The following is a 20,172-nucleotide window of genomic DNA, read 5'->3' as shown; positions in this document are numbered from 1 at the left end:
TCGCGTCCGGGCGACAAATCCTGGCGACTCACGCGCCCTTCAGCGCCTTCGCGAGGCGCTGGGGGGAGACCGGCTCGGCGGTGCCGAGACGCTGAGCGAACAGGCTCACGCGGAACTCCTCCAGCAACCACCGGGTCTGCACGAGGTTCGCCGGCGCCTCCGCGGGAAGCGGCATCGTGCCTCCGGCCTCGACGAAACCGGCGGCCCCGCGCTCGTACTCGGTCATGCGCTGGCGATCGCGGCCGGGGTTGTCGGACAGCGTCTTCACCCGCTCGAGCGCGCCCGCCAGATACCGCGGCAGGTGCGCGAGGCGCGCGAGCCCCGTCCGGGAGACGAACCCGGGGAAGATCAGACCCTTCAGCTGTCCGCGCACGTCGTTGAGGGCGCCGAGGAGCGTGATCGACGCGGCATCCTTCATGGCCCGCTCGACCTCGCGCTGCGCCAGCAGGATCCTCGCGACGAGCGACACCGCGCGGAAGGTCTGCTCGACCGAGGCGGCCGAGAACGCATCGCGCACGCGCTCGAACTCCGCCTTCGTGCGCACGACACCGGTCGGGCTCTCCCGCCTGAGGACGTCGTCGGCCAGGGCCACGCGCGCATCCTCGATCAGCGCCTTCGCGTTCTGATACGGGGATGCCGCGAGCGCGAGCTTCTCGTTCGCGGTGAGGTGGTCGAGCACGTACGACGCGGGGGAGGGGACGGCGAGGAGAAGCAGTCGCCGGATGCCGGCGCGGGTGTGCCGCGCGGCATCCTCGGGCGTCGCCTCCACGCGCAGGGCGACGCTGTCGCCCTCGTCGACGAGGGCGGGGTAGCCGCGGACGACACCGCCGGCGACGGGGGTGTCGACGACCTCGGCGAGCTCGTCCACATCCCAGGTCGTGAGCTTCGTGCGCGACGCGAACGCGGGGGAGGCCTCGGCGACCTTCGCGGCCGTCCGGGCTGTGGGCCGCGCGATCGTCGACTCCACGCTCGAACGCGCCCGGTCGGCGAGGCGGCGTTGCAGTGCTCCGAGGTCGCGGTCCGAGCCCACAGCCCGTCCGCGGGGGTCGACCGCGCGGAACGACGGCATGAGGTGACCCGGGACGCGGTCGAGCTCGAAGTCCGCGGCGCTCACGCGCTGGTTCGCGACGCGCTGGACGAGCGCGGCGAGCGCGTCGACGAGCGTGGTCTTCGGCAGGCCGTTCGTGTGTTCCGGACCCTTCTCCGCCAGCTCGGCGCTGAACTTCTCGGCCCAGTCGGCCGCGGGAACGACGTTGCGGCGGATCGTCTTCGGCAACGCGCGCAGCAGGGCCGTGACCAGCTCGTCGCGCATGCCCGGCACCTGCCAGTCGAAGCCGTCCGGCCGCAGCTGCGCGAGAAGCGGCAGCGGAACGACCACCGTCACGCCGTCATCGGGGGCGCCCGGCTCGAAGCGGTAGGCGAGGTTCAGCGTCTGGTCGCCCTGGCGCCAGCGCGCGGGGAAGGCCCGGTCGTCGCCCTGCGCGCGATCGCCGGTGAGGTCGGACTCGCGCAGATCGAGGAGGTGCGGGGTGCGGTTCGAGGCATCCTTCCACCACGTCTCGAACGAGCGCACGTCCGTGACGTCGGCGGGGATCCGCGCGTTGTAGAACGCGAACACCGCTTCGTCGCCGACCAGGATGTCGCGCCGGCGTTCGCGCTCCTCGATCTTCTCGAGCAGGCGGCGCTGCTCCTGGTTGCGGCGGAGGAACGCGGTGAGGCGCTTGTCGAGCACCGACGGGTCCCATTCGCCCTCGACGAGCGCGTGGCGCACGAACATCTCGCGCGCGAGCGGGCGATCGAAGCGCGCGAGCTGCACGCGGCGACGTCCGACCAGCTCGACGCCGAACAGCGTGACCTTCTCGTACGCGGCGGCGGAGCCGGCATCCTTCGACCAGTGCGGCTCGCTCAGCGAGCGCTTCACGAGGTCGGGGGCGAGGTCCTCCGCCCACGCCGGATCGACCGCCGCGACGGTCCGGGCGAACAAGCGCGAGGTCTCGACGAGCTCGGCCGCCATGACCGCGGAGGGCCGCCGCTTCTTCAGCCCCGAGCCGGGGAAGATCGCGAACCGCGCGCCGCGCGCGCCGATGTACTCGCCCTTCGTCGGACGCGCGTCGCCGGGCGCCTTGCGGTCCTTGGCCTGGGCGATCGTGCGGGGATCGAGGATGCCGATGTGCGACAAAAGCCCTGACAGGATCGCGCGGTGGATGGCATCCCCCTGCGCGTGCCCTTCGGGCGCGTCCCCTCGTCCCACTTCTGACGGGGCATGTCCCGAACGGTGCGGTTTCGAGCGACCCGAACCAGCGACTTCTGGGACACGGTTCCGCGCTCCGCGGCCCTCACGACCGGCGCCGAGCAGCGACGAGAGCTGCCGATGGACGTCGACCCACTCGCGTACGCGGACGTAGTTGAGGTGCTCGCTGCGGCACAGGCGCCGGAACGCGCTCGACCCGAGCTCGGCCTGCTTCTCCTGCAGGTACTCCCACAGGTTCAGCAGCGACAGGAAGTCGCTGGTCGGGTCGGTGAAGCGCGCGTGGAAGCGGTCGGCTTCGTCGCGGCGGTCCTCGGGGCGTTCGCGGACGTCCTGGATCGACATCCCGGCGACGATCGCCATGACCTCGGGCAGCACGTCCGCGTCGCGGGCCTCGAGCAGCATGCGCGCGAAGCGCGGGTCGATCGGCAGCCGGGCGATCTCGCGGCCGATGGCGGTGAGCCGCGGGCCGCGCTCGTCGCCGCGTCCGCGCCGCTGCCGCGAGGGGTCGCCGTCGTCGCGGACGTCGCGATCGGTGTCGGCGGCGCGGGACCCGGGCGCCGGGAGTTTCACGGCGCCGAGCTCGACGAGCAGGTCGAACGCGGCCTTCACGCCTCGGGAATCGGGCGGGGTCAGGAACGGGAATGCCTGGATGTCGCCGAACCCGAGCGACAGCATCTGCAGGATGACGGATGCCAGCGACGTCCGCAGGATCTCGGGCTCGGTGTACTCCGGGCGGCGGGTGAAGTCGTCCTCGGAGTACAGCCGGATCGCGATCCCCGGCGACGTGCGGCCGGCGCGGCCCGAGCGCTGCTGCGCCGACGCCTGCGACACCGCCTCGATCGGCAGCCGCTGGATCTTCGAACGGTTGCTGTACCGCGAGATGCGCGCGGTGCCGGTGTCGACCACGTACCGGATGCCGGGGACGGTGAGGCTCGTCTCGGCGACGTTGGTGGCGAGGATGACGCGGCGGCGGACGCCCGCGACGGTGGAGCGCTCGAATACGCGGTGCTGCTCGGCGGCGGAGAGACGCCCGTACAGGGGCAGGACCTCGGTCGGGGAGGCATCCTTCTGATACGCACCGCGGATGGCATCCGCCGCGTCGCGGATCTCGGCCTCGCCGGGGAAGAAGACGAGCACGTCGCCCGCGGGCTCACGGTCGAGCTCGCGGAGCGCCGCGACGACGGCACCCACCTCGTCGGCGTCATCGCTGTCACGCGCGGTCTTGCCGGCGGGCCGGGCCGAACTCCTGACTTTCTGCGGCGCCCGGGCAGCCGGGCCGCGGGAAGTCGGGTCGTCGGGGTCGGCGGCATCCGGAATCTCAGGAGCTTCGCCCGCATCGTCCGCCCCATCGAGCGGCCGATACCGGATCTCGACCGGGTACGTGCGGCCGGACACCTCGATGACCGGCGCCGGCACCGGCTCGCCGCCGGGTTCGGCGGACGGAGCGGCGAAGTGGCGCGCGAAGCTCTCGGGGTCGATCGTCGCCGACGTGACGATCACCTTGAGGTCGGGGCGTTGGGGAAGGATCCGCCGCAGGTACCCCAGCAGGAAGTCGATGTTGAGCGAACGCTCGTGCGCCTCGTCGACGATGATCGTGTCGTAGCGGCGGAGCAGCCGGTCGCGGTGGATCTCGTTGAGCAGGATGCCATCGGTGACCAGTGCCACCCGGGTGTCGGCCGACACCTTGTCGGTGAAGCGCACCTTGTAACCGACAGTGGAACCGAGCGGGACCTGGAGCTCTTCGGCGATGCGCTCGGCGATGGTCCGTGCGGCGATGCGGCGCGGCTGCGTGTGGGCGATCGACGTGCGCCCGAGCTCGAGGCAGATCTTCGGCAGCTGCGTCGTCTTGCCCGATCCGGTCGCGCCGGCGACGATCACGACCTGGTGATCGCGGATGGCGCGCGCGATCTCGTCCCGCGCGGCGCTGACGGGCAGCTCGGGCGGGTAGACGATGACGGGTTCGACGGACACAGCCTTCCAGCCTATCGCGGTCGCCGCCTCCGCGCCCCGCGTCTCTCCCGTTGAGCCGGGCGACATGCGCGCCTTCGCGCTCGCGCGGCGTACATGCGGCCGAAGTCAACGTGCAGGCGAGGCGTCGCAAGGGCGGGGGAGGCGGCGCGGGCCGCCGTCAGGGCATCGCGGCCTTGGCCGCAAGCACCCGGGTGGCGGCGGCATCCACCTTCGCGGCGAACGTGGGATCGCTCTGCGCGCGCGCCAGCACCGCCTGCCGCATCTCGGGGTACACCGAGGGGTCGGCCGAGACGAGCAGCAGGTCGATGCCCGCGTCCACGGCGAGCGTCGCGCGGTCGGCGGGCGACCACGCCTGCACCTGACGGGCGGCGGAGAGATCGTCGGTGGTGACGACGCCGTCGAACCCGACCGTGTTGCGCAGTACCCCGACCACCGTCGGCGAGAACGCCGCGGGCGCGTTCGGGTCGATCTTGGCGTAGACGGCGGTCGACAGCATCACCACCGCCGGACCCTGCGGCAGCACCGTGGAGTACACACCGACATCGGGGCCGTCGGCCGTGACGAAATCGTCGGTGACTCCCGCGGTCGTGTCGGTGTTCTCGCCCACGTGTCCGAGCCCCGGGAAGTGCTTGAAGGTCGGCAGGATGCCGCCGTCGCGCATGCCCGCGGCGAACGCCCCGGCCTGGGAGGCCACCCGTGCGTCGTCGTAGCCGTACTCGCGGTCGAGCTGGCCGATCGGCGGATTGCCGCGCGCCGTGTCGGGGCTCGTGACGATGTCGGCGACGGGCGCGAGGTTCATGTTCACCCCGGCCTGCGCGAGTTGCGCGGCCCACGTCGCGGCGCTGGTGCGCAGGTCGTCCTGCCGCCCCTGCTCGAGGGCCGAGGGGATGCCGTCGAACCCGGGGCCCGAGAGCACCTGCACGTCACCGCCCTCCTGGTCGGTCGACACCCACAGCTCGGGGGCGCCGGCCGCGACGAGTGAGGTGAACCCGCCCACGAGCTCGGCCGTGGCCTGCACCCCGGCATCCGATCGTCCGTGCAGGAAGATCCCGCCCACGTGGTCGTCGCGCACCGCGGCGACGGTCGTCGCATCGGCGCCGTTCACCGACGTGCCGACCATGAACATCTGCCCGACCTTATCCTCGAGGCTGAGGCCGGCGAGCGGATCCGGCGTCGGTGTCGGGGTGGGCGTGGGCGTGGGTGTCTGCGTCGCGGGGGTCGCCGTCGGCGTCGGAGCAGGTTCCGGAACGCAGCCCGCCAGCAGCACGGCGGAGAGCAGGACCAGGATCGTCGACCGCGCGATGTTCCTCACCCCTCGATGGTGTCGCATCGAGGGGCCGGTCGGGAGTCTCCGTCGCGGGCTTGACTCTGCCGCGACGTCAACCGACACAGTGGATGCCATGAACGAATGGCCCATCGCCGAGGTCACCCGCGCGGCCGGGGTGACCAGTCGCACGCTCCGCCACTACGAGAGCGTCGGACTGCTCCGCCCGTCGCGCGTCGCTGCGAACGGCTACCGGTTCTACGGCGAGACCGAGATCGCGCGCCTGTACCGCATCCTCGCGTTGCGCTCCCTCGATCTGCCGTTGCCCGACATCGCGCGGGCTCTGGCGGACGAGCGGTCGCTCACGGAAACCATGCGCGCGCATGTCGCCGCGCTCGAAGAGGCGCGCTCCGCGATGGAGCGCCGCATCGCCGCGGTGAGGAACGCCCTCGCCGCCCTGGAGGAAGGAAAGACCATGGACATCGACGACGTGCTCGCGGGTGTCGACGACGCGCGCTGGGAGGGCGAGGTGCGCGAACGATGGGGAGACGACGCGTGGGAGCGCAGCGCCGCCCGCCGCGCAGCTATGACCCCCGGAGAGCGCCGGGCCGACGACGCGCACGGCCGCGACGTCATCGCGGCGCTGAGAGCGGCCGCGGAGCGCGGACTGAGCCCGGATGCCACGGAGTTCCAGCACCTCATCGGCATCCATCACGCGTGGATCGCCGAGCAGTGGGGCCGGGTGCCCTCTCCGGAGGCCTACCGCGGGCTCGGTGACCTGTACGTGGACGATCCCCGATTCGCCGTGAACTTCGGCGGGGTCGCGCACGCCCGGGTCGTGCGCGACGCGATGGCGGTCTACGCCGCCGCGCACCTCGACTGAACCGCGCTCAGCCGTTTCCGGCGGAGCACATCGCCTGGGTGGCCTTGGAACCGCTGACGTTGCTCGGCAGTTCGACGACGTCGGGCGCGGCGCTGGCTCCCGAGGCATCCGGGGTCGGGGTCGTCTCGACGGGAGCGGCGGACGGCGTCGGCGCGGACGGGTCGGCGATCACGCCGCCGTTCGCGCCGGCCTCGCCCGTGAGCGCGAGCGGGGCGTTGCGTTCGAGCGCGTCCCACAGGATGGCGGCGGAGGCCTCGTCGGGCACGACGCGGTTCGCGTCGTCGGGGTCGTCGACCACCGGGTACTGGACGAACGTGATGTCGTCGAACGGGACGTCCTTCAGCGTGTAGGCCAGTTGCGCGATCCGGATCGGGTCGGCGAGGCTCTCGCTGGGCGTGATGTTGTTCACGGCCGTGTTGGCGAGGCCGATGAGAGTGCCGGGGTTGGACAGCACCTCGTCGCTGCGGAGCTTGTTGACCAGGCGAGAGAGGTACTGCTGCTGGTTCCCGATGCGGGCGAGGTCGCTGCCGTCCCCGATCCCCTTGCGGGTGCGCAGGAACGCGAGGGCGTCGTAGCCGGTGACCACGCGGGCTCCGGGCTCCCAGTTGATGCCGGCATCCGGGTCGTTGATGCCCTCGCCGCCGATGCAGACCTCGACGCCCCCGATCGCGTCGGTGATGTTCACGACATTGCCGAAGCTGACCTTCGCGGCGAACGGGATGCTCTGGCCGCTCAGTTCCGAGACGGTGTCGGCGACGCAGGTGAGTCCGCCGTCCTCGTACGCGCTGTTGATGGGGGCCTTGTACGCACCGCCGAAGGTGGTGCCGTCGGCGCCGACGCACTCGGGGATGGGGATCTGCAGGTCGCGCGGGAACGACACCACCGTGACGCGCCGCGGGTTGACCGAGACGTGGACGAGCATGTTCACGTCGTTGCGCGCACCGTCGTTCTCGGGGTCGGTGCAGCGTGCGCCGAAGGCCGCCTTCACCTGGTCGTCGCACTCGTCGGTGCCGACGACGAGGACCGAGAACGCCTCGTCGTACGCGCTCAGCGCGGGCGGCTGCGCCGGGGCGTCCTTCAGCGGAACGGCCGCCTCCGCCAGACGCTGCGTCAGCGACCAGGCGTAGAAACCGCCGACGGCGACAGCTGCCACGACCGCGACGGTCAGCGCGATCGCGAGGACCTTGGCTCCGCGGCGCCAGCCCGACTCGGGCTTACGGCGCGCGTGTTGCGCGGGAGGCTGCGTCATCCGGGTAGTCAACCATGCCGTTCCGGGAAATCGGTGGGACGCGGGGCGGCCGGGCGTCCGACCGCCCCGCGGGGGATTACTGGCCGCCCTCGGTGAGGGTGACGTCGATCGGCGTGTACTCGCCGTCCACGGTGACGCCCTCGTCCTTCAGGGCTTTCAGCGCCGCCTCGATGTAGTCGTTCGAGTACGCCGAGGCCGCGGGCTCGGTGGTGATGAGGTTGAGCCCGTCCTGGTTCTTCGCCGCCAGGGCGCCCGTGACGGTCTTGTCCCACGCCGCGGAGTCGACGAGACCGAAGTCGCCGCCGGTCCAGATGAGCTTGTTGACCTCGTTCATCTGCCACAGCTGGTGCGTCGGGCCGACGGGGAAGGCGCTGACGCCGGGAGCGGTCGCGGCCGTGTAGGTGATGTCGGCGGCTTCGGTGGGGTTGTCGCGTGCGAACACCCAGCCCTTGATGACGGCCTTGAGGAATCGCGTCGCGGCGTCGGCGTACGCGGGGTCGTCGGCGAGGCGCTTCGTGTCGGCCCAGATCGCGTCCTGCAGCATCGCGCCGGCGGTGTCCTCGTACGAGATGACGTTGATGTCGTCCATCGTGTAGAGCTTGCCGGTGGCGGGGTTGACCGTCTCGAGCAGCTGCGCGAGCTCGTTGTAGGTCATCGCCTGGGCGGCATCCACGTCCTTGTCCAGGAGCGCGTTCATCGAGAAGTCCTGCGTGGTGATCTTGACCGTCGAGGCATCCAGGCCCTTGTCGGCCATCGCGGCGAAGATCTCCCACTCGTTGCCGAAGCCCCACGAGCCGATGCGCTTGCCCTCGAAGTCGTCGACCGAGGTGATGCCGGAGTCCTTCCACGAGACCTGCGTGGTGCCGGACTTCTGGAACACCTGGGCGATGTCGGTGAGTTCGACGCCCTGGTTCTCCATGGTGCCGAGGACCTTCGGCACCCACGCGACGGCGAAGTCGACGTCACCGGCGACCAGGGCGTCCTGCGGCACGATGTCGCCGCCGGACGGGACGACGTCGACCTCGTCGAAGCCCTCCTCCTGGAAGTAGCCCTTGTCGAGGGCGACGTAGTACCCGGCGAACTGCGCCTGCGGCAGCCACTGCAACTGCAGCTTGACCGAGGTCAGCGGGGTGAAGTCGGCGTCGCCCGAGGCGGCGGGTGCGGAACCGCCGGCGCAGGCGGAGAGGGCGAGGGATGCCACGGCGATCCCCGCGGCCGCGCCGAGGGCGCGACGTGTGCTGTGTGTCATGGGAGTCCTTTCGGGTGCGGGTGGTGCAGGTGTGGTGCGGGTGGACCTGTTCTGTCGAGGGCGGACAGGAGGGATGCCGGTCAGGCCGGCGGACGCCCCGCCCCGAGGCGCCGTGCGACGACGCGTTCGAGCAGCGAGGTGACGAGGAAGAAGACGAGACCGATCAGGATGCCGCCGCCCACGAACGCCCAGGCGAGGGCGGCGCGCCCCGACTTGGCGTACGTGGCGATCGCGGTGCCGATGCCGTCGGAGGGGCCGCCGAAGTACTCGGCGACGAGGGCGGAGATCACCGCGAGGGACGCGGCGACGCGGATGCCGGTGAGCAGGTACGGCAGGGCGGTTGGGAGGGTGAGGAAACGGAACGTCTGGCCGCCGCTCGCGGCCGTCGCCCGGAACAGGTCGCGCTGCACGGGCCGGGTCTGCCGGAGCCCTCGCAGCGTGTTGACGAAGACGGGGACGAACGCGGCGATCGCCGCGACCGCCTGCCGGCCGAACTGGCTGGAGGCGCCGAACATCGTGTTGAGGATCGGGGTGATCGCCACGATCGGCACCACTGCGAGCATGGCGACGAGCGGCGCGGTCATGCCGTCGACGGGGCGCCAGGTCGCGGCGAGGGCCGCCAGTGCCACGGCCACGACGCTGCCGGCGACGAGACCGATCAGGGCGTTGGTGCCGGTGATCGCTGCGGCGTCGACGATGAGGGGGAGCCTGCCGACGAACTCGCCGAGGATCGCGGCGGGGTCGGGGAGCATGCGCGGTGCGCTGCCCGAGGCGACGTACGCGAACCACACGCCGAGCCCGAGGAGCCCGACGGCGACGGGCGCGGCGAACCGCAGCCAGGACGGGAGGCGGGTGGCGGTCATCGCTCGTTCGCCCGCTGCAGGGGGGTGCCGTGGAGCGCTTCGCGCACCGCGGTCACGCGCGTGAAGTACTCGGGCGATTCGCGCAGCGCCTCGTCGCGGGCCCGCCCGGGGCGGGTGTCGATCACATCGGTGATGCGTCCGGGGCGCGGGCTCATGACGACCACCCGGTCGGAGAGGAACACCGCCTCGGGGATCGAGTGGGTGACGAACACCACCGCGGCGCCGGTCTCGGCGGCGATGCGGGCGAGCTCGGTCTGGAGTCGCTCGCGGGTCATCTCGTCGAGCGCGCCGAAGGGCTCGTCCATGAGGAGCAGCTGCGGGGAGGCGGCGAGCGACCGGGCGATCGCGACGCGCTGCTGCATGCCGCCGGACAGCTGGTCGGGGTAGCGGCCGACGAACTCCGACAGCCCGACGAGGTCGGCGAGCTCGGTGACGCGGGCGTCGCGGCGGGCACGGCTCCAGCGGTGCAGTTCGAGCGGCAGCGCGATGTTCGCGGCGACCGTGCGCCAGGGGAGGAGTCCGGCCTGCTGGAACGCGATGCCGTAGTCCTGGTCGATGCGCGCCTGGCGGGCGGGCTTGCCGAAGATGGCGAGGTCGCCCGCGCTGGGCGTGTCGAGGTCGGCGATGAGGCGCAGCAGGGTCGACTTCCCGCACCCCGAGGGGCCGATGAGCGAGACGAACTCTCCCGCGGCGACGTCGAGGTCGACCCCGGTGAGGGCGGTCACCTCGCCTCCGGTCGAGGGGAACACCTTGCCTACGCCCGTGGCGTGGACGGCGGGTGCGGTCATCGGATCTCCTCTCCGCGACGGAAACGGTGCAGGGTCGCACCGACGAGCGCGACGCCCGCGGCGGCGACGAGCCCGATGGCGACGGTGCCGAACGTCGGCGCCCACGGGGCGGCGGGGTCGGACGAGGCCTGCCCTGCGAGCTGGATGAGCATGCGCCCGATGCCGCCGCGCAGCCCGATCGACACCTCGGCGACCACGGCGCCGACGACGGCGGACGCGGCGGCGAGCCGGAGGGCGGGCAGCAGGTGCGGCACGGCGGCGGGGAGCCGCAGGTGGATCAGCGTCGCCCACCAGCCGGCGGCTCCCGCGTGGAACAGGTCGAGGTGCAGCGCGTCGGGGGCCTCGAGGCCCCGCAGCATGCCGACGGCGACGGGGAAGAACGCCAGGTACGACGCGATCAGCGCGACCGAGAACCATTGCGGCCAGGGGAAGACCCCCGCCCGGTCGATCTGGTTGCCGAGCGCGTTGACGACGGGGGCGAAGGCGATGAGCGGCACGATCTGGCTCACGACGATCCAGGGCAGTAGGCCCCACTCGACGAGACGCCAGCGCTGCATCGCGATCCCCAGGATGCCGCCGACCACCACGCCGATGAGCCATCCCAGCGCCGCGAGGCCCAGCGTCGTCCCGGCCGCCCCGAGCACCGAGACGATCAGCGGCGGGGTGTCGCCGCCGCTCGTCGGCGCGAACATGCGCGCGACCATGTCCCACACGTGCGGCATGGCGCGGTCGTGCGTGCGGGGGAGGAGGATGACCCCCGACCCCGCCGATCCGTCCCCGCCGACGGTCACGCCGTCCGCGGGGCCGAGGAGCTTGTACAGCTCCCAGATCGCGATGACGGCCGCGACCCCCGCGACACCCCAGCCCACCGGACCCAGGCGGCTTCCGCGACGACCCCGGGGGCGTGGCATCCCGTCGCCGGCGCCCTCGACGATCGAGGTCACCGACCCCGGAACGACCGCCTGATCCGTCACCGCTTCGCCGTCACCGGGGGAGTGAGGGCGGGGATCACGGTCTCGCCGTAGACCCGCATCGTCTCCTCCTTGTTGTCGTGCTGGAGGTAACCGGCGAACTGCGTCACGCCCAACGCCCGCAGCTTCTCGAGCTTGGCGATGTGCTCCTCGGCGGTGCCGAGCACGCAGAACCGCTCGACGATCTCGTCGGGGACGAAGTCGACGTGGTCGTTGTTGCTCTTGCCGTGCGAGTTGTAGTCGTAGCCGGTGCGGCCCGCGATGTAGTCGGTGAGCGCCGCCGGGACGTCGGAGCCGTCGCCGTACTTCGCGACGATGTCGGCGACGTGGTTGCCGACCATGCCGCCGAACCAGCGGCACTGCTCGATCATGTGGGCCCGGCTCTCCGGGGTGTCGTCGCCGATGTACATGGGGGCGGCGACGCAGAACGCGATCTGGTCGGGGTCGCGGCCGACGTTCTCCGCGGCCTGACGGACGGTTGTGATCATCCACTCGGCGATGTCGAGGTCGGCGAGCTGCAGGATGAAGCCGTCGCCGACCTCACCCGTGAGCTTCAGCGCGAGCGGACCGTAGGCGGCGACCCACACGTCGAGCTTCGACCCGCGGCTCCACGGGAACTGCAGCGTCGCGCCGTTGTACTCCACGGCGCGGGAGTTGCCGAGCTCGCGGATGACGTGGATGGATTCCCGCAACGCCTTCAGCGTGGTGGGGCGTCCGTTGGTGACGCGCACCGCGGAATCGCCGCGGCCGATCCCGCAGATCGTGCGGTTGCCGTACATCTCGTTGAGGGTCGCGAACGTGGATGCCGTGACCGTCCAGTCGCGGGTCGCCGGGTTCGTCACGAACGGGCCCACGGTGACCCGGCGGGTGGCCGCGAGGATCGCCGAGTGCACGACGTACGGCTCCTGCCACAGCAGGTGCGAGTCGAAGGTCCACACGTGGCTGAAGCCGTGCGCCTCGGCGAGCTGGGACAGCTGCACCGTGCGGGCGGCGGGAGGGTTGGTCTGCAGGACGACGCCGAAATCCATGGGTTCTCCTCTCAGACCAGGTACTGGCTCAGGCCGCGCTTGACGAAGCGTCCGTCGCCCTTGGCGCCCAGGTACGCTCCGTCGTCGACGACGACCTTTCCGCGGGAGATGACGGTGTCGACGTGTCCGTCGATCTCGTAGCCCTCCCACGCGGAGTGGTCCATGTTCATGTGGTGGGTCTTGCCCACGCCGATGGACGTGTGCCCGGCGGGGTCGTACACCACGATGTCGGCGTCGGCGCCGGGGGCGATGACACCCTTCTTGCCGTACATGCCGAACATGCGCGCGGGGGTCGTGCTGGTGAGTTCCACCCAGCGCTCGAGCGTGATCTGTCCGGTCACGACGCCCTGGTACATCAGGTCCATGCGGTGCTCGACCGAACCGATCCCGTTGGGGATCGCGCGGAAGTCGCCCTGACCGAGCGTCTTCTGGTCCTTCATGCAGAACGGGCAGTGGTCGGTGGAGACCATCTGGATGTCGTTCGTGCGCAGCGCCTGCCACATGTGGTGCTGGTGGCCCTCGTGCTTCGAGCGCAGCGGCGTCGAGCACACCCACTTCGCGCCCTCGAACGCGCCCCACTCCTCGCTCGAGGCCCCCAGCTGGTCCTCCAGCGAAAGGTAGAGGTACTGCGGGCACGTCTCGCCGAACACGTTCTGTCCGTTGTCGCGGGCCCAGGCGAGCTGCTCCACGGCCTGTTTCGCGCTCACGTGCACGACGTAGAGCGGAGCTCCGGTGAGGTTCGACAGCATGATCGCGCGGTGCGTCGCCTCCTCCTCCATCTGCCACGCGCGGGCGACGCCGTGGAAGTAGGGGTCGGTCTTGCCCCGGGCGACGAGCTGCTCGGCGAGAACGTCGATGACGGGCCCGTTCTCGGCGTGCATCATCGTCAGCAGCCCCGTGTCCGCGGCCACCTGCATCGCGCGGAGGATCTGCGCGTCGTCGGCGTAGAACACGCCCGGGTACGCCATGAACATCTTGAAGCTCGAGATGCCCTCGTCGATGAGGCCGGGCAGGGCCGCGAGGGAGTCGGCATCCACCCCTCCGACGATCTGGTGGAAGCCGTAGTCGATCGCGCAGTTGCCCGCCGCGAGCTCGTGCCAGTGCGCGAGGCCGTCCTGGATGCGCTCGCCGGCGCGCTGCACGGCGAAGTCGACGATGGTCGTCGTACCGCCCCACGCGGCCGCGCGGGTGCCGGTCTCGAACGTGTCGGAGGCGCTCGTCCCGCCGAAGGGGAGCTGCATGTGCGTGTGCGCGTCGATCCCGCCGGGGATGACGTACTTCCCGGTCGCGTCGATGACGGTGTCGACGGATGCCGCGAGGTCGTTGCCGAGCAGGGTGGACCCGGGCGCGAGCACGGCGACGATCGTCTCGCCGTCGATGAGGACGTCGGCGGCGGAGCGTCCGGTCGCCGAGACGACCGTGCCGCCGGTGAGGAGAGTCGTGGTCATCTCACGCCTCCACGATCTCGCCGTACGTGTCGGGCCGGCGGTCGCGGTAGAACTGCCAGTCGTCGCGCATCTGCTGCACGAGGTCCATGTCGAGGTCGCGGATCAGGATCTCCTCGTGCTCGGAGGAGCCCACGGCGCCGACGTGGTTGCCCCGCGGGTCGATGACCTGGCTCGTGCCGTAGAAGGTGACGGCATCCTCGCCGTACTCGTTGTCCTCGCGGCCCACGCGGTTGGGCTGCAGGACGAAGTAGCCGTTCGCGACGGCGGCGCAAGGTCCCTCGACCTCCCACAGCCGATTCGACAGCCCGGGCTTGGTGGCGTTGGGGTTGAAGACCATGTGCGCACCGTTGAGTCCGAGTTCGCGCCAGCCCTCGGGGAAGTGCCGGTCGTAGCAGATGTACATCCCGACCTTGCCGACGGCGGTGTCGAACACGGGGTATCCGAGGTTGCCGGGGCGGAAGTAGAACTTCTCCCAGAACTTGTCGAGGTGCGGGATGTGGTTCTTGCGGTAGCTGCCGAGGACGGTCCCGTCGGCGTCGACGAGCACCGAGGTGTTGTAGTAGACGCCGGTCTGCGCCTCCTCGTAGATGGGGAGGACGGTCACGATCCCGAGCTCCTTCGCCAGCGCGGCGAACCGCTGCACGATCGGGCCGTCGACCGGCTCGGCGTAGCGGTAGTACTTCTGGTCCTGCGTGATGCCGAAGTAGGGGCCGTAGAAGAGCTCCTGGAAGCACAGGACCTCGGCGCCCTGCGCCGCGGCATCCCGGGCGAACTGCTCGTGCTTGTCGAGCATCGACTCCTTGTCGCCGGTCCAGGTGGTCTGCGTGATCGCTGCGCGCACCGTCGTCATCGGGATCCCTCGTTCCTCCGGCTCTGCGCCGGTTCTGTTACTGTCGCGCCTGAACATTTCTCGACGATTTCCACGAGTGACGCCCCCGTAAATTGGAGGTCCGGATGCTGGCGCCCGACGCCCTCGTCGAACGCACCGCTGCGGGACTCGCCGCTGAGATCGCGCGTTTGGTCAGTGACGGTACGCTCCCGCCGGGCGAACGGCTACCGACGGTCCGCCAGGTCGCCGCGGCGCTCGAGGTCTCCACCGGCACGGTCGCCACCGCGTGGCGCGCGCTCGCCGACGCCGGGGTCGTCCTGTCACGGGGTCGCGCCGGCACCTTCGTCCGCGCCGAGAAGCGGGAGTGGTTGAGTCCGCGCGTGCAGGGCATGTCGGCCGACCGGATCCCCGGCGCACCGCGCGGTCTCGGCACCGGACGGGACGTGCGGGCGCTCCGCCTCGATCTGTCGCTGGGCACGCCCGACCCCGCGATGCTTCCCTCCATCGAGCGGGCGCTGACCCTCGCACGGCCGCGCGCCGACACCGGCCGGTACCACGACCTCCCCGTCCTTCCCGACCTCTACGACGTGCTGCGCGACCAGTGGCCCGTGCGCGGGGTGGAGGCCCTCACGGTGGTGGACGGAGCGCTCGACGGTATCTCCCGCACACTCGACCAGGTCGTGCGCTTCGGCGATCGCGTCGCGGTGGAGTCGCCGGGGTTCCCGTACTTCTTCGACCTCATCGAGGCCGCGGGTGCCGTTCCCGTGACGCTCGAGACCGACGCGGACGGCGTCGTGCCGGCCTCCCTCGCGCGCGCCCTCGCGCTCGGGCCCTCGGCGGTGCTGCTGCAGCCGCGCGCCCAGAACCCCACGGGGGTGTCGATGTCTGTCGAGCGTGCGCGGCGGCTCGCGAACGTGCTGCTGAGCGTGCCGGGCGGCACCCGGGTCACCGTGATCGAGGACGACCATTCGGCGCTCATCGCCAGCGCGCCGCCGGTGACGCTCGCGCTGTGGCTCCCCGCGCAGGTCGTGCACGTGCGCGGGTTCTCGAAGTCGCACGGTCCCGACCTGCGCATCGCCGCGCTCGGCGGCCCCTCGGCGATCGTCGACCGGATCGTCCGCCGTCGCATGCTCGGCCCGGGCTGGACCTCGCGCCTGCTGCAGTCGGTGCTGTACGAGCTCCTCACCGACCCGCGGTCCACCGCCCCGGTGCGCACCGCGCGGCTGATCTACCGCGATCGTCTCGACCGCCTCGCCGCGTCGCTCCGCCGGTCAGGGATCGACGTCGGCGACCCCGACGGCATCAACCTCTGGATGCCGGTGCGCGACGAACGCGCCGCCCTCGTGCACGCCGCCGCGGAGGGCATCGGCATCGCCGCCGGATCGCCGTTCGTGATCGATCCGGAGCCCCCGGAACCGGGCGCGGGCCGCGTGCGGGTGACGGCCGGGTCGGTCGTCGAGAACGTCCGCCTCGTCGCCGAGGCGCTCGCGCGCGCAGCGACGGCCGCGCCGCTCGCCTAGAGGCGTCAACCCCGGAGCCGATGTCGGCGGGGACTTCTAGGCTGGATGCCATGACCGTTCCCTCTGTCCAGCTCAATGACGGAAACTCCATCCCCCAGCTCGGCTACGGCGTGTTCCTCGTGCCCGCCGACGACGCCGAGCGCGCCGTATCCGAGGCGCTCGAGGTCGGCTACCGCCACATCGACACCGCCGCGATCTACAAGAACGAAGAGGGCGTCGGCCGCGCCATCGCGTCCAGCGGCATCCCGCGCGACGAGCTCTTCGTGACCACGAAGCTCTGGAACTCGCGCCACGACGGCGACGACCCGCACGCCGCGATCGACGAGAGCCTCGAGAAGCTCGGCCTCGACAGCGTCGACCTCTACCTCGTGCACTGGCCGACCCCGAAGGCCGACAACTACCTCAACGCGTGGCAGAAGCTGATCGAGATCCGTGAGGCCGGCAAGACGCGCTCGATCGGCGTCTCGAACTTCCTCGTGCCGCACCTCGACCGCATCGTCGCCGAGACGGGCGTGACCCCCGTCGTCAACCAGATCGAGCTGCACCCGGCGCTCAGCCAGCGCGAGATCCGCGCGTGGGGCGCCGAGCACGACATGCACATCGAGTCGTGGGGTCCGCTCGGACAGGGCAAGTACGACCTGTTCGAGATCCCCGCGGTGAAGGACGCCGCCGAGGCCCACGGCAAGTCTCCCGCTCAGGCGGTGCTGCGCTGGCACATCCAGCACGGTCTCATCGTGTTCCCCAAGTCGGTGCGCCGCGAGCGCCTGGAAGAGAACTTCGACCTGTTCGACTTCGAGCTCACCGCCGACGAGATGGCCGCGATCGACCAGATCGACCCGGGCGACGGCTCGGGCCGCGTCGGTTCGCACCCCGACGACGTCGAGTGACGGGTCAGTGAACTGAACCGCCTCGCGAACGCCTCGAGCCCCTACCTGCGGGCCCACGCCGACAACCCCGTCGCGTGGTTCCCGTGGGGGCCCGAGGCGTTCGCCGTCGCGGCCGAGCGCGACGTCCCCGTCCTCGTCTCCATCGGCTACAGCACCTGCCACTGGTGCCACGTCATGGCGCGGGAGTCGTTCCAGGATGCCGAGACCGCGGCCCTCGTGAACGACGGATTCGTGGCGGTCAAGGTCGACCGCGAGGAGCATCCCGACGTCGACGCGGCCTACCTCGACGCCGCTTCCGCGTTCACGCCCCACCTCGGCTGGCCGCTCACGGCGTTCGCGACCCCCGAGGGCCGCGTGTTCTACGCCGGCACCTACTTCCCGCCGCAGCCCCGCGGGCAGCTCCCGTCCTTCCGGCAGGTGCTCGCCGCGGTCCGCGAGGCCTGGACCGACAGGCGCGGAGAAGTGGATGCCACCGGCGCCTCCCTCCGCGAGGCGCTCGCATCCGCGGCCCCCGCCGCCGCCGACGCGATCCCCGACGCCGACGCGCTCGCGGCCGCCGTCGCCGACGTCGTGTCCCGCGAGGACCGCGAACTCGGCGGGTTCGCGGCCGGCGCCTCGCTCGAGTCCCCGAAGTTCCCGAACACCCCGGTCCTGCGGCTGGTGCAGCACCCCGCGCTCGCCGCCCTCGTGCCGGACGCCGCCGGCGTGGCATCCCGCGCGCTGTCGGCCATGACGGCGTCGGAACTGCGCGACCCCGTCGAGGGCGGGTTCTTCCGTTACGCCACCCGCCGCGACTGGACCGTCCCGCACTACGAGCGCATGCTCACCGACAACGCCGGTCTCATCGAGGTCGCCCTCGCCGCGGGCGACGACGCGACCGCCGCCGAGACCGCGGGGTTCCTCGTCGACGTGCTGCAGCTCCCGTCCGGCGGGATCGCCGCCGCGCAGGACTCCGAGTCGATCATCGACGGGCAGCGCTCCGAGGGCGGGTACTACCGCACCGCCGAGCGGGCCGGCCTCGCGCCGCCCGCCCTGGATGCCAAGGTCGTCACCGGCTGGAACGGGCACGCGATCGCGGCGCTCGCCGCGGCTGGGTCTCGCACCGATCCGCGGTTCGTCGAGGCCGCGCGCTGGGCGGCCGACACGGTGCTCGAGAACAACGTCGCCGACGACGGGACGCTCCGCCGCGCCTCGCTCGACGAGATCCGCTCGTCCGCCCCGGCGACGCTCGAGGACTACGGCGGCCTCGCCCGCGGCCTCCTGACCCTCGGACGCGTCACCGGCGAGGTCGCGTACGCCGAGCGCGCGCGGGCCCTGGTCGATGCGTGCCTCGGCGACGACGGCATCCGTCCGCCCGGGGGCGGTGACCCGGTGCTCGCGGTGCAGGGGATGCAGCCGCAGGGCGTCCCGAGCGACGGCGCGGCGCCCTCGGGGCCGTCGGCGTTCGCCGCCGCGACCCTCGACCTGTGGCGCATGGGTGCGGGGGAGCGCTACCGAGAGGCGGCCGAGACGCTCGTCCGCGCGGCCGCGCCGGCCGCCCTCGCGGCACCGCTCGCATACGGCGCGATCCTCGACGTCGCACTGGGCCTGGCGACGCCCCCGCGGCAGGTGGTCGTGGTGGGCGAGACGGATGCCGCTCTCGCCGATGCCGCGCGCCGGGTCGCCGCCGACGTCGTCGCGGTCGTCACGCCCGCGCAGGCGCAGGACTTCGCCCGCGCCGGTTTCGAGCTGTTCGAGGGGAAGGTCTCCCGCGGGGGTGCCGCGACCGCCTACGACTGCCGGGCGTTCACGTGCGCACTGCCGACGACGGACCCCGCCGCCCTCATCTGACTGCCGTCGTGCGGGGTTCCAGACGCCGCTCCCACTACAGTGAGCCCGTGGCCGCCATTCCCACGCCGCGGTGTCCGCACTGCCGCCATTTCCTCTCGCTCGACAAGCTCGTGTGCCCCGAGTGCGGCGGTGAGCTGGGGTATCACCCGCGGCTGCGCCAGTTCGTCGGACTCCTCAAGGGCAAGGCCGTCGTCGGTGACGAGACCTGGTACGCGTGTTCCAACCGCGGCTGGCAGTGCAACTGGCTGGTGCGCGACGACGCGCCGAGCGGCCGCTGCTTCTCGTGCCGGCTGACGCGCACGACCCCCGAGTCCAGCGACACCGTCGCCCTCGAGAAGCTCGCGAAGACCGAGGAGGCCAAGCGCCGCCTCGTGCTGCAGCTGGGCGACCTGGGGCTGCCGATCCGCTCCTGGCACGACGGCCCCGGGGGACTCGGTTTCGACCTGCTCTCGAGCCTGTCGGAGGGACGGCGTGTGACGATCGGTCACGCCAACGGGATCATCTCGCTCGATCTCGCTGAGAGCCTCGACGATCGCCGCGAGGCGCTGAGGATCAAGCTCGGCGAGCCCTACCGCACGATGCTCGGCCACCTGCGCCACGAGATCGGCCACTACTACCAGAACGTCCTCATCACCGACGAGCAGACCTGGGCGCAGTGCCGCGCCCTCTTCGGCGACGAGCGGACGAGCTACCGGGATGCCATCTCCCGCCACTACCGCGAGGGCGCGCCGGACGGGTGGGCCGAGACCCACATCTCGGAGTACGCCACGATGCACCCGTGGGAGGACTTCGCCGAGACGTTCGCGCACTACCTGCACATCACCGGCACCCTCCAGACCGCGGCGGCCATCGGCATGACCCTCGACGGCGACGCGTACGCCAACCGCGACTCCGATGTCGAGCCGCTGGCGAACTACGCCGACCAGCCCGTGCACCGGCTCGTGGGCGACTGGCGGTGGATGTCGCACGCCTTCAACCGCGTGAACCGGTCGATGGGCATGGGCGACCTCTACCCGTTCGAGATCGTGCCCGGAGTCGTCCGCAAGCTCGCCTTCATCCACGACATTGTCACGCGTTCCCCGCAGCCCCCGCAGGAGCAGGAGATCGTCGCGCTCACCGCCGTCGAGGTCGACGACTGACG

General features: G+C 71.5%; 15 protein-coding genes. 5 read left to right on the top strand and 10 right to left on the bottom strand.

Annotated features, from left to right (window positions below; translation table 11 throughout):
- Window positions 1-28: 28 nt before the first annotated feature.
- Both CSIV_RS13615 and CSIV_RS13610 read right to left on the bottom strand, forming a co-directional pair.
- Entirely contained in the window at window positions 29-4,222 is a 4,194-nt protein-coding gene (locus tag CSIV_RS13615) for a DUF3418 domain-containing protein (RefSeq protein WP_077051911.1), read from the bottom strand.
- Between the two features lie 157 nt (window positions 4,223-4,379).
- On the bottom strand, window positions 4,380-5,552 hold the full coding sequence (locus CSIV_RS13610) for a glycoside hydrolase family 3 N-terminal domain-containing protein (protein WP_077051910.1): 1,173 nt from the start codon (window positions 5,550-5,552) through the stop codon (window positions 4,380-4,382).
- Window positions 5,553-5,622: 70 nt separating this feature from the next.
- Between CSIV_RS13610 and CSIV_RS13605 the strand changes: the two genes are divergently transcribed.
- Window positions 5,623-6,369, top strand: coding sequence for a MerR family transcriptional regulator (locus CSIV_RS13605; RefSeq protein ID WP_077051909.1), 747 nt, complete (start codon window positions 5,623-5,625; stop codon window positions 6,367-6,369).
- 7 nt (window positions 6,370-6,376) lie between these two features.
- On the opposite strand, the gene CSIV_RS13600 is transcribed toward CSIV_RS13605, so the two are convergent.
- From CSIV_RS13600 to CSIV_RS13565, 8 genes are all read right to left on the bottom strand, one after another.
- Complete coding sequence (locus CSIV_RS13600; protein WP_077051908.1) at window positions 6,377-7,618, bottom strand: LCP family protein; 1,242 nt, start codon at window positions 7,616-7,618, stop codon at window positions 6,377-6,379.
- A 76-nt stretch (window positions 7,619-7,694) separates the two neighbouring features.
- Entirely contained in the window at window positions 7,695-8,867 is a 1,173-nt protein-coding gene (locus CSIV_RS13595) for an ABC transporter substrate-binding protein (protein ID WP_077051907.1), read from the bottom strand.
- A gap of 80 nt (window positions 8,868-8,947) precedes the next feature.
- Window positions 8,948-9,730, bottom strand: a complete 783-nt coding sequence (locus tag CSIV_RS13590) for an ABC transporter permease (RefSeq protein WP_077051906.1) — start codon at window positions 9,728-9,730, stop codon at window positions 8,948-8,950.
- The gene (locus CSIV_RS13585) at window positions 9,727-10,518 is read right to left on the bottom strand and encodes an ABC transporter ATP-binding protein (RefSeq protein ID WP_077051905.1); all 792 of its coding nucleotides are present in this window, start codon (window positions 10,516-10,518) and stop codon (window positions 9,727-9,729) included. The genes CSIV_RS13590 and CSIV_RS13585 overlap by 4 nt, the downstream gene beginning before the upstream one ends.
- Window positions 10,515-11,492 carry an ABC transporter permease gene (locus CSIV_RS13580; RefSeq protein WP_083735136.1) on the bottom strand — a complete coding sequence of 326 codons (978 nt, stop codon included), beginning with the start codon at window positions 11,490-11,492 and terminating at the stop codon, window positions 10,515-10,517. The genes CSIV_RS13585 and CSIV_RS13580 overlap by 4 nt, the downstream gene beginning before the upstream one ends.
- Window positions 11,489-12,517: a TIGR03842 family LLM class F420-dependent oxidoreductase gene (locus CSIV_RS13575; RefSeq protein WP_077051904.1), complete on the bottom strand. Its 1,029-nt coding sequence runs from the start codon at window positions 12,515-12,517 to the stop codon at window positions 11,489-11,491. The genes CSIV_RS13580 and CSIV_RS13575 overlap by 4 nt, the downstream gene beginning before the upstream one ends.
- Window positions 12,518-12,528: 11 nt before the next feature.
- The gene (hydA, locus tag CSIV_RS13570) at window positions 12,529-13,965 is read right to left on the bottom strand and encodes a dihydropyrimidinase (RefSeq protein WP_077051903.1); all 1,437 of its coding nucleotides are present in this window, start codon (window positions 13,963-13,965) and stop codon (window positions 12,529-12,531) included.
- Window position 13,966: 1 nt separating this feature from the next.
- Complete coding sequence (locus CSIV_RS13565) at window positions 13,967-14,815, bottom strand: nitrilase-related carbon-nitrogen hydrolase (protein WP_077051902.1); 849 nt, start codon at window positions 14,813-14,815, stop codon at window positions 13,967-13,969.
- A 104-nt stretch (window positions 14,816-14,919) separates the two neighbouring features.
- Between CSIV_RS13565 and CSIV_RS13560 the strand changes: the two genes are divergently transcribed.
- Genes CSIV_RS13560 through CSIV_RS13545 form a run of 4 tightly spaced genes read left to right on the top strand, consistent with a single transcriptional unit; the run spans window position 14,920 to window position 20,170 of the window.
- Window positions 14,920-16,314 (top strand): aminotransferase class I/II-fold pyridoxal phosphate-dependent enzyme, encoded by a 1,395-nt coding sequence (locus CSIV_RS13560; RefSeq protein ID WP_077051901.1) that lies wholly within the window; start codon window positions 14,920-14,922, stop codon window positions 16,312-16,314.
- A 50-nt stretch (window positions 16,315-16,364) separates the two neighbouring features.
- Complete coding sequence (locus CSIV_RS13555; protein ID WP_077051900.1) at window positions 16,365-17,201, top strand: aldo/keto reductase; 837 nt, start codon at window positions 16,365-16,367, stop codon at window positions 17,199-17,201.
- Window positions 17,202-17,213: 12 nt separating this feature from the next.
- A complete protein-coding gene (locus CSIV_RS13550) occupies window positions 17,214-19,031 on the top strand; it encodes a thioredoxin domain-containing protein (RefSeq protein WP_077051899.1) in 1,818 nt (605 codons plus the stop codon).
- Window positions 19,032-19,078: 47 nt separating this feature from the next.
- Complete coding sequence (locus CSIV_RS13545) at window positions 19,079-20,170, top strand: zinc-binding metallopeptidase family protein (RefSeq protein ID WP_238592383.1); 1,092 nt, start codon at window positions 19,079-19,081, stop codon at window positions 20,168-20,170.
- The last annotated feature ends 2 nt before the right edge of the window (window positions 20,171-20,172 follow it).

It is taken from the genome of Microbacterium sp. CSI-V (genome assembly GCF_001984105.1).
Lineage (GTDB): Bacteria > Actinomycetota > Actinomycetes > Actinomycetales > Microbacteriaceae > Microbacterium.
Note: the sequence above shows the minus strand (reverse complement) of the source record. Positions and strands in the feature narration are given on the sequence as shown.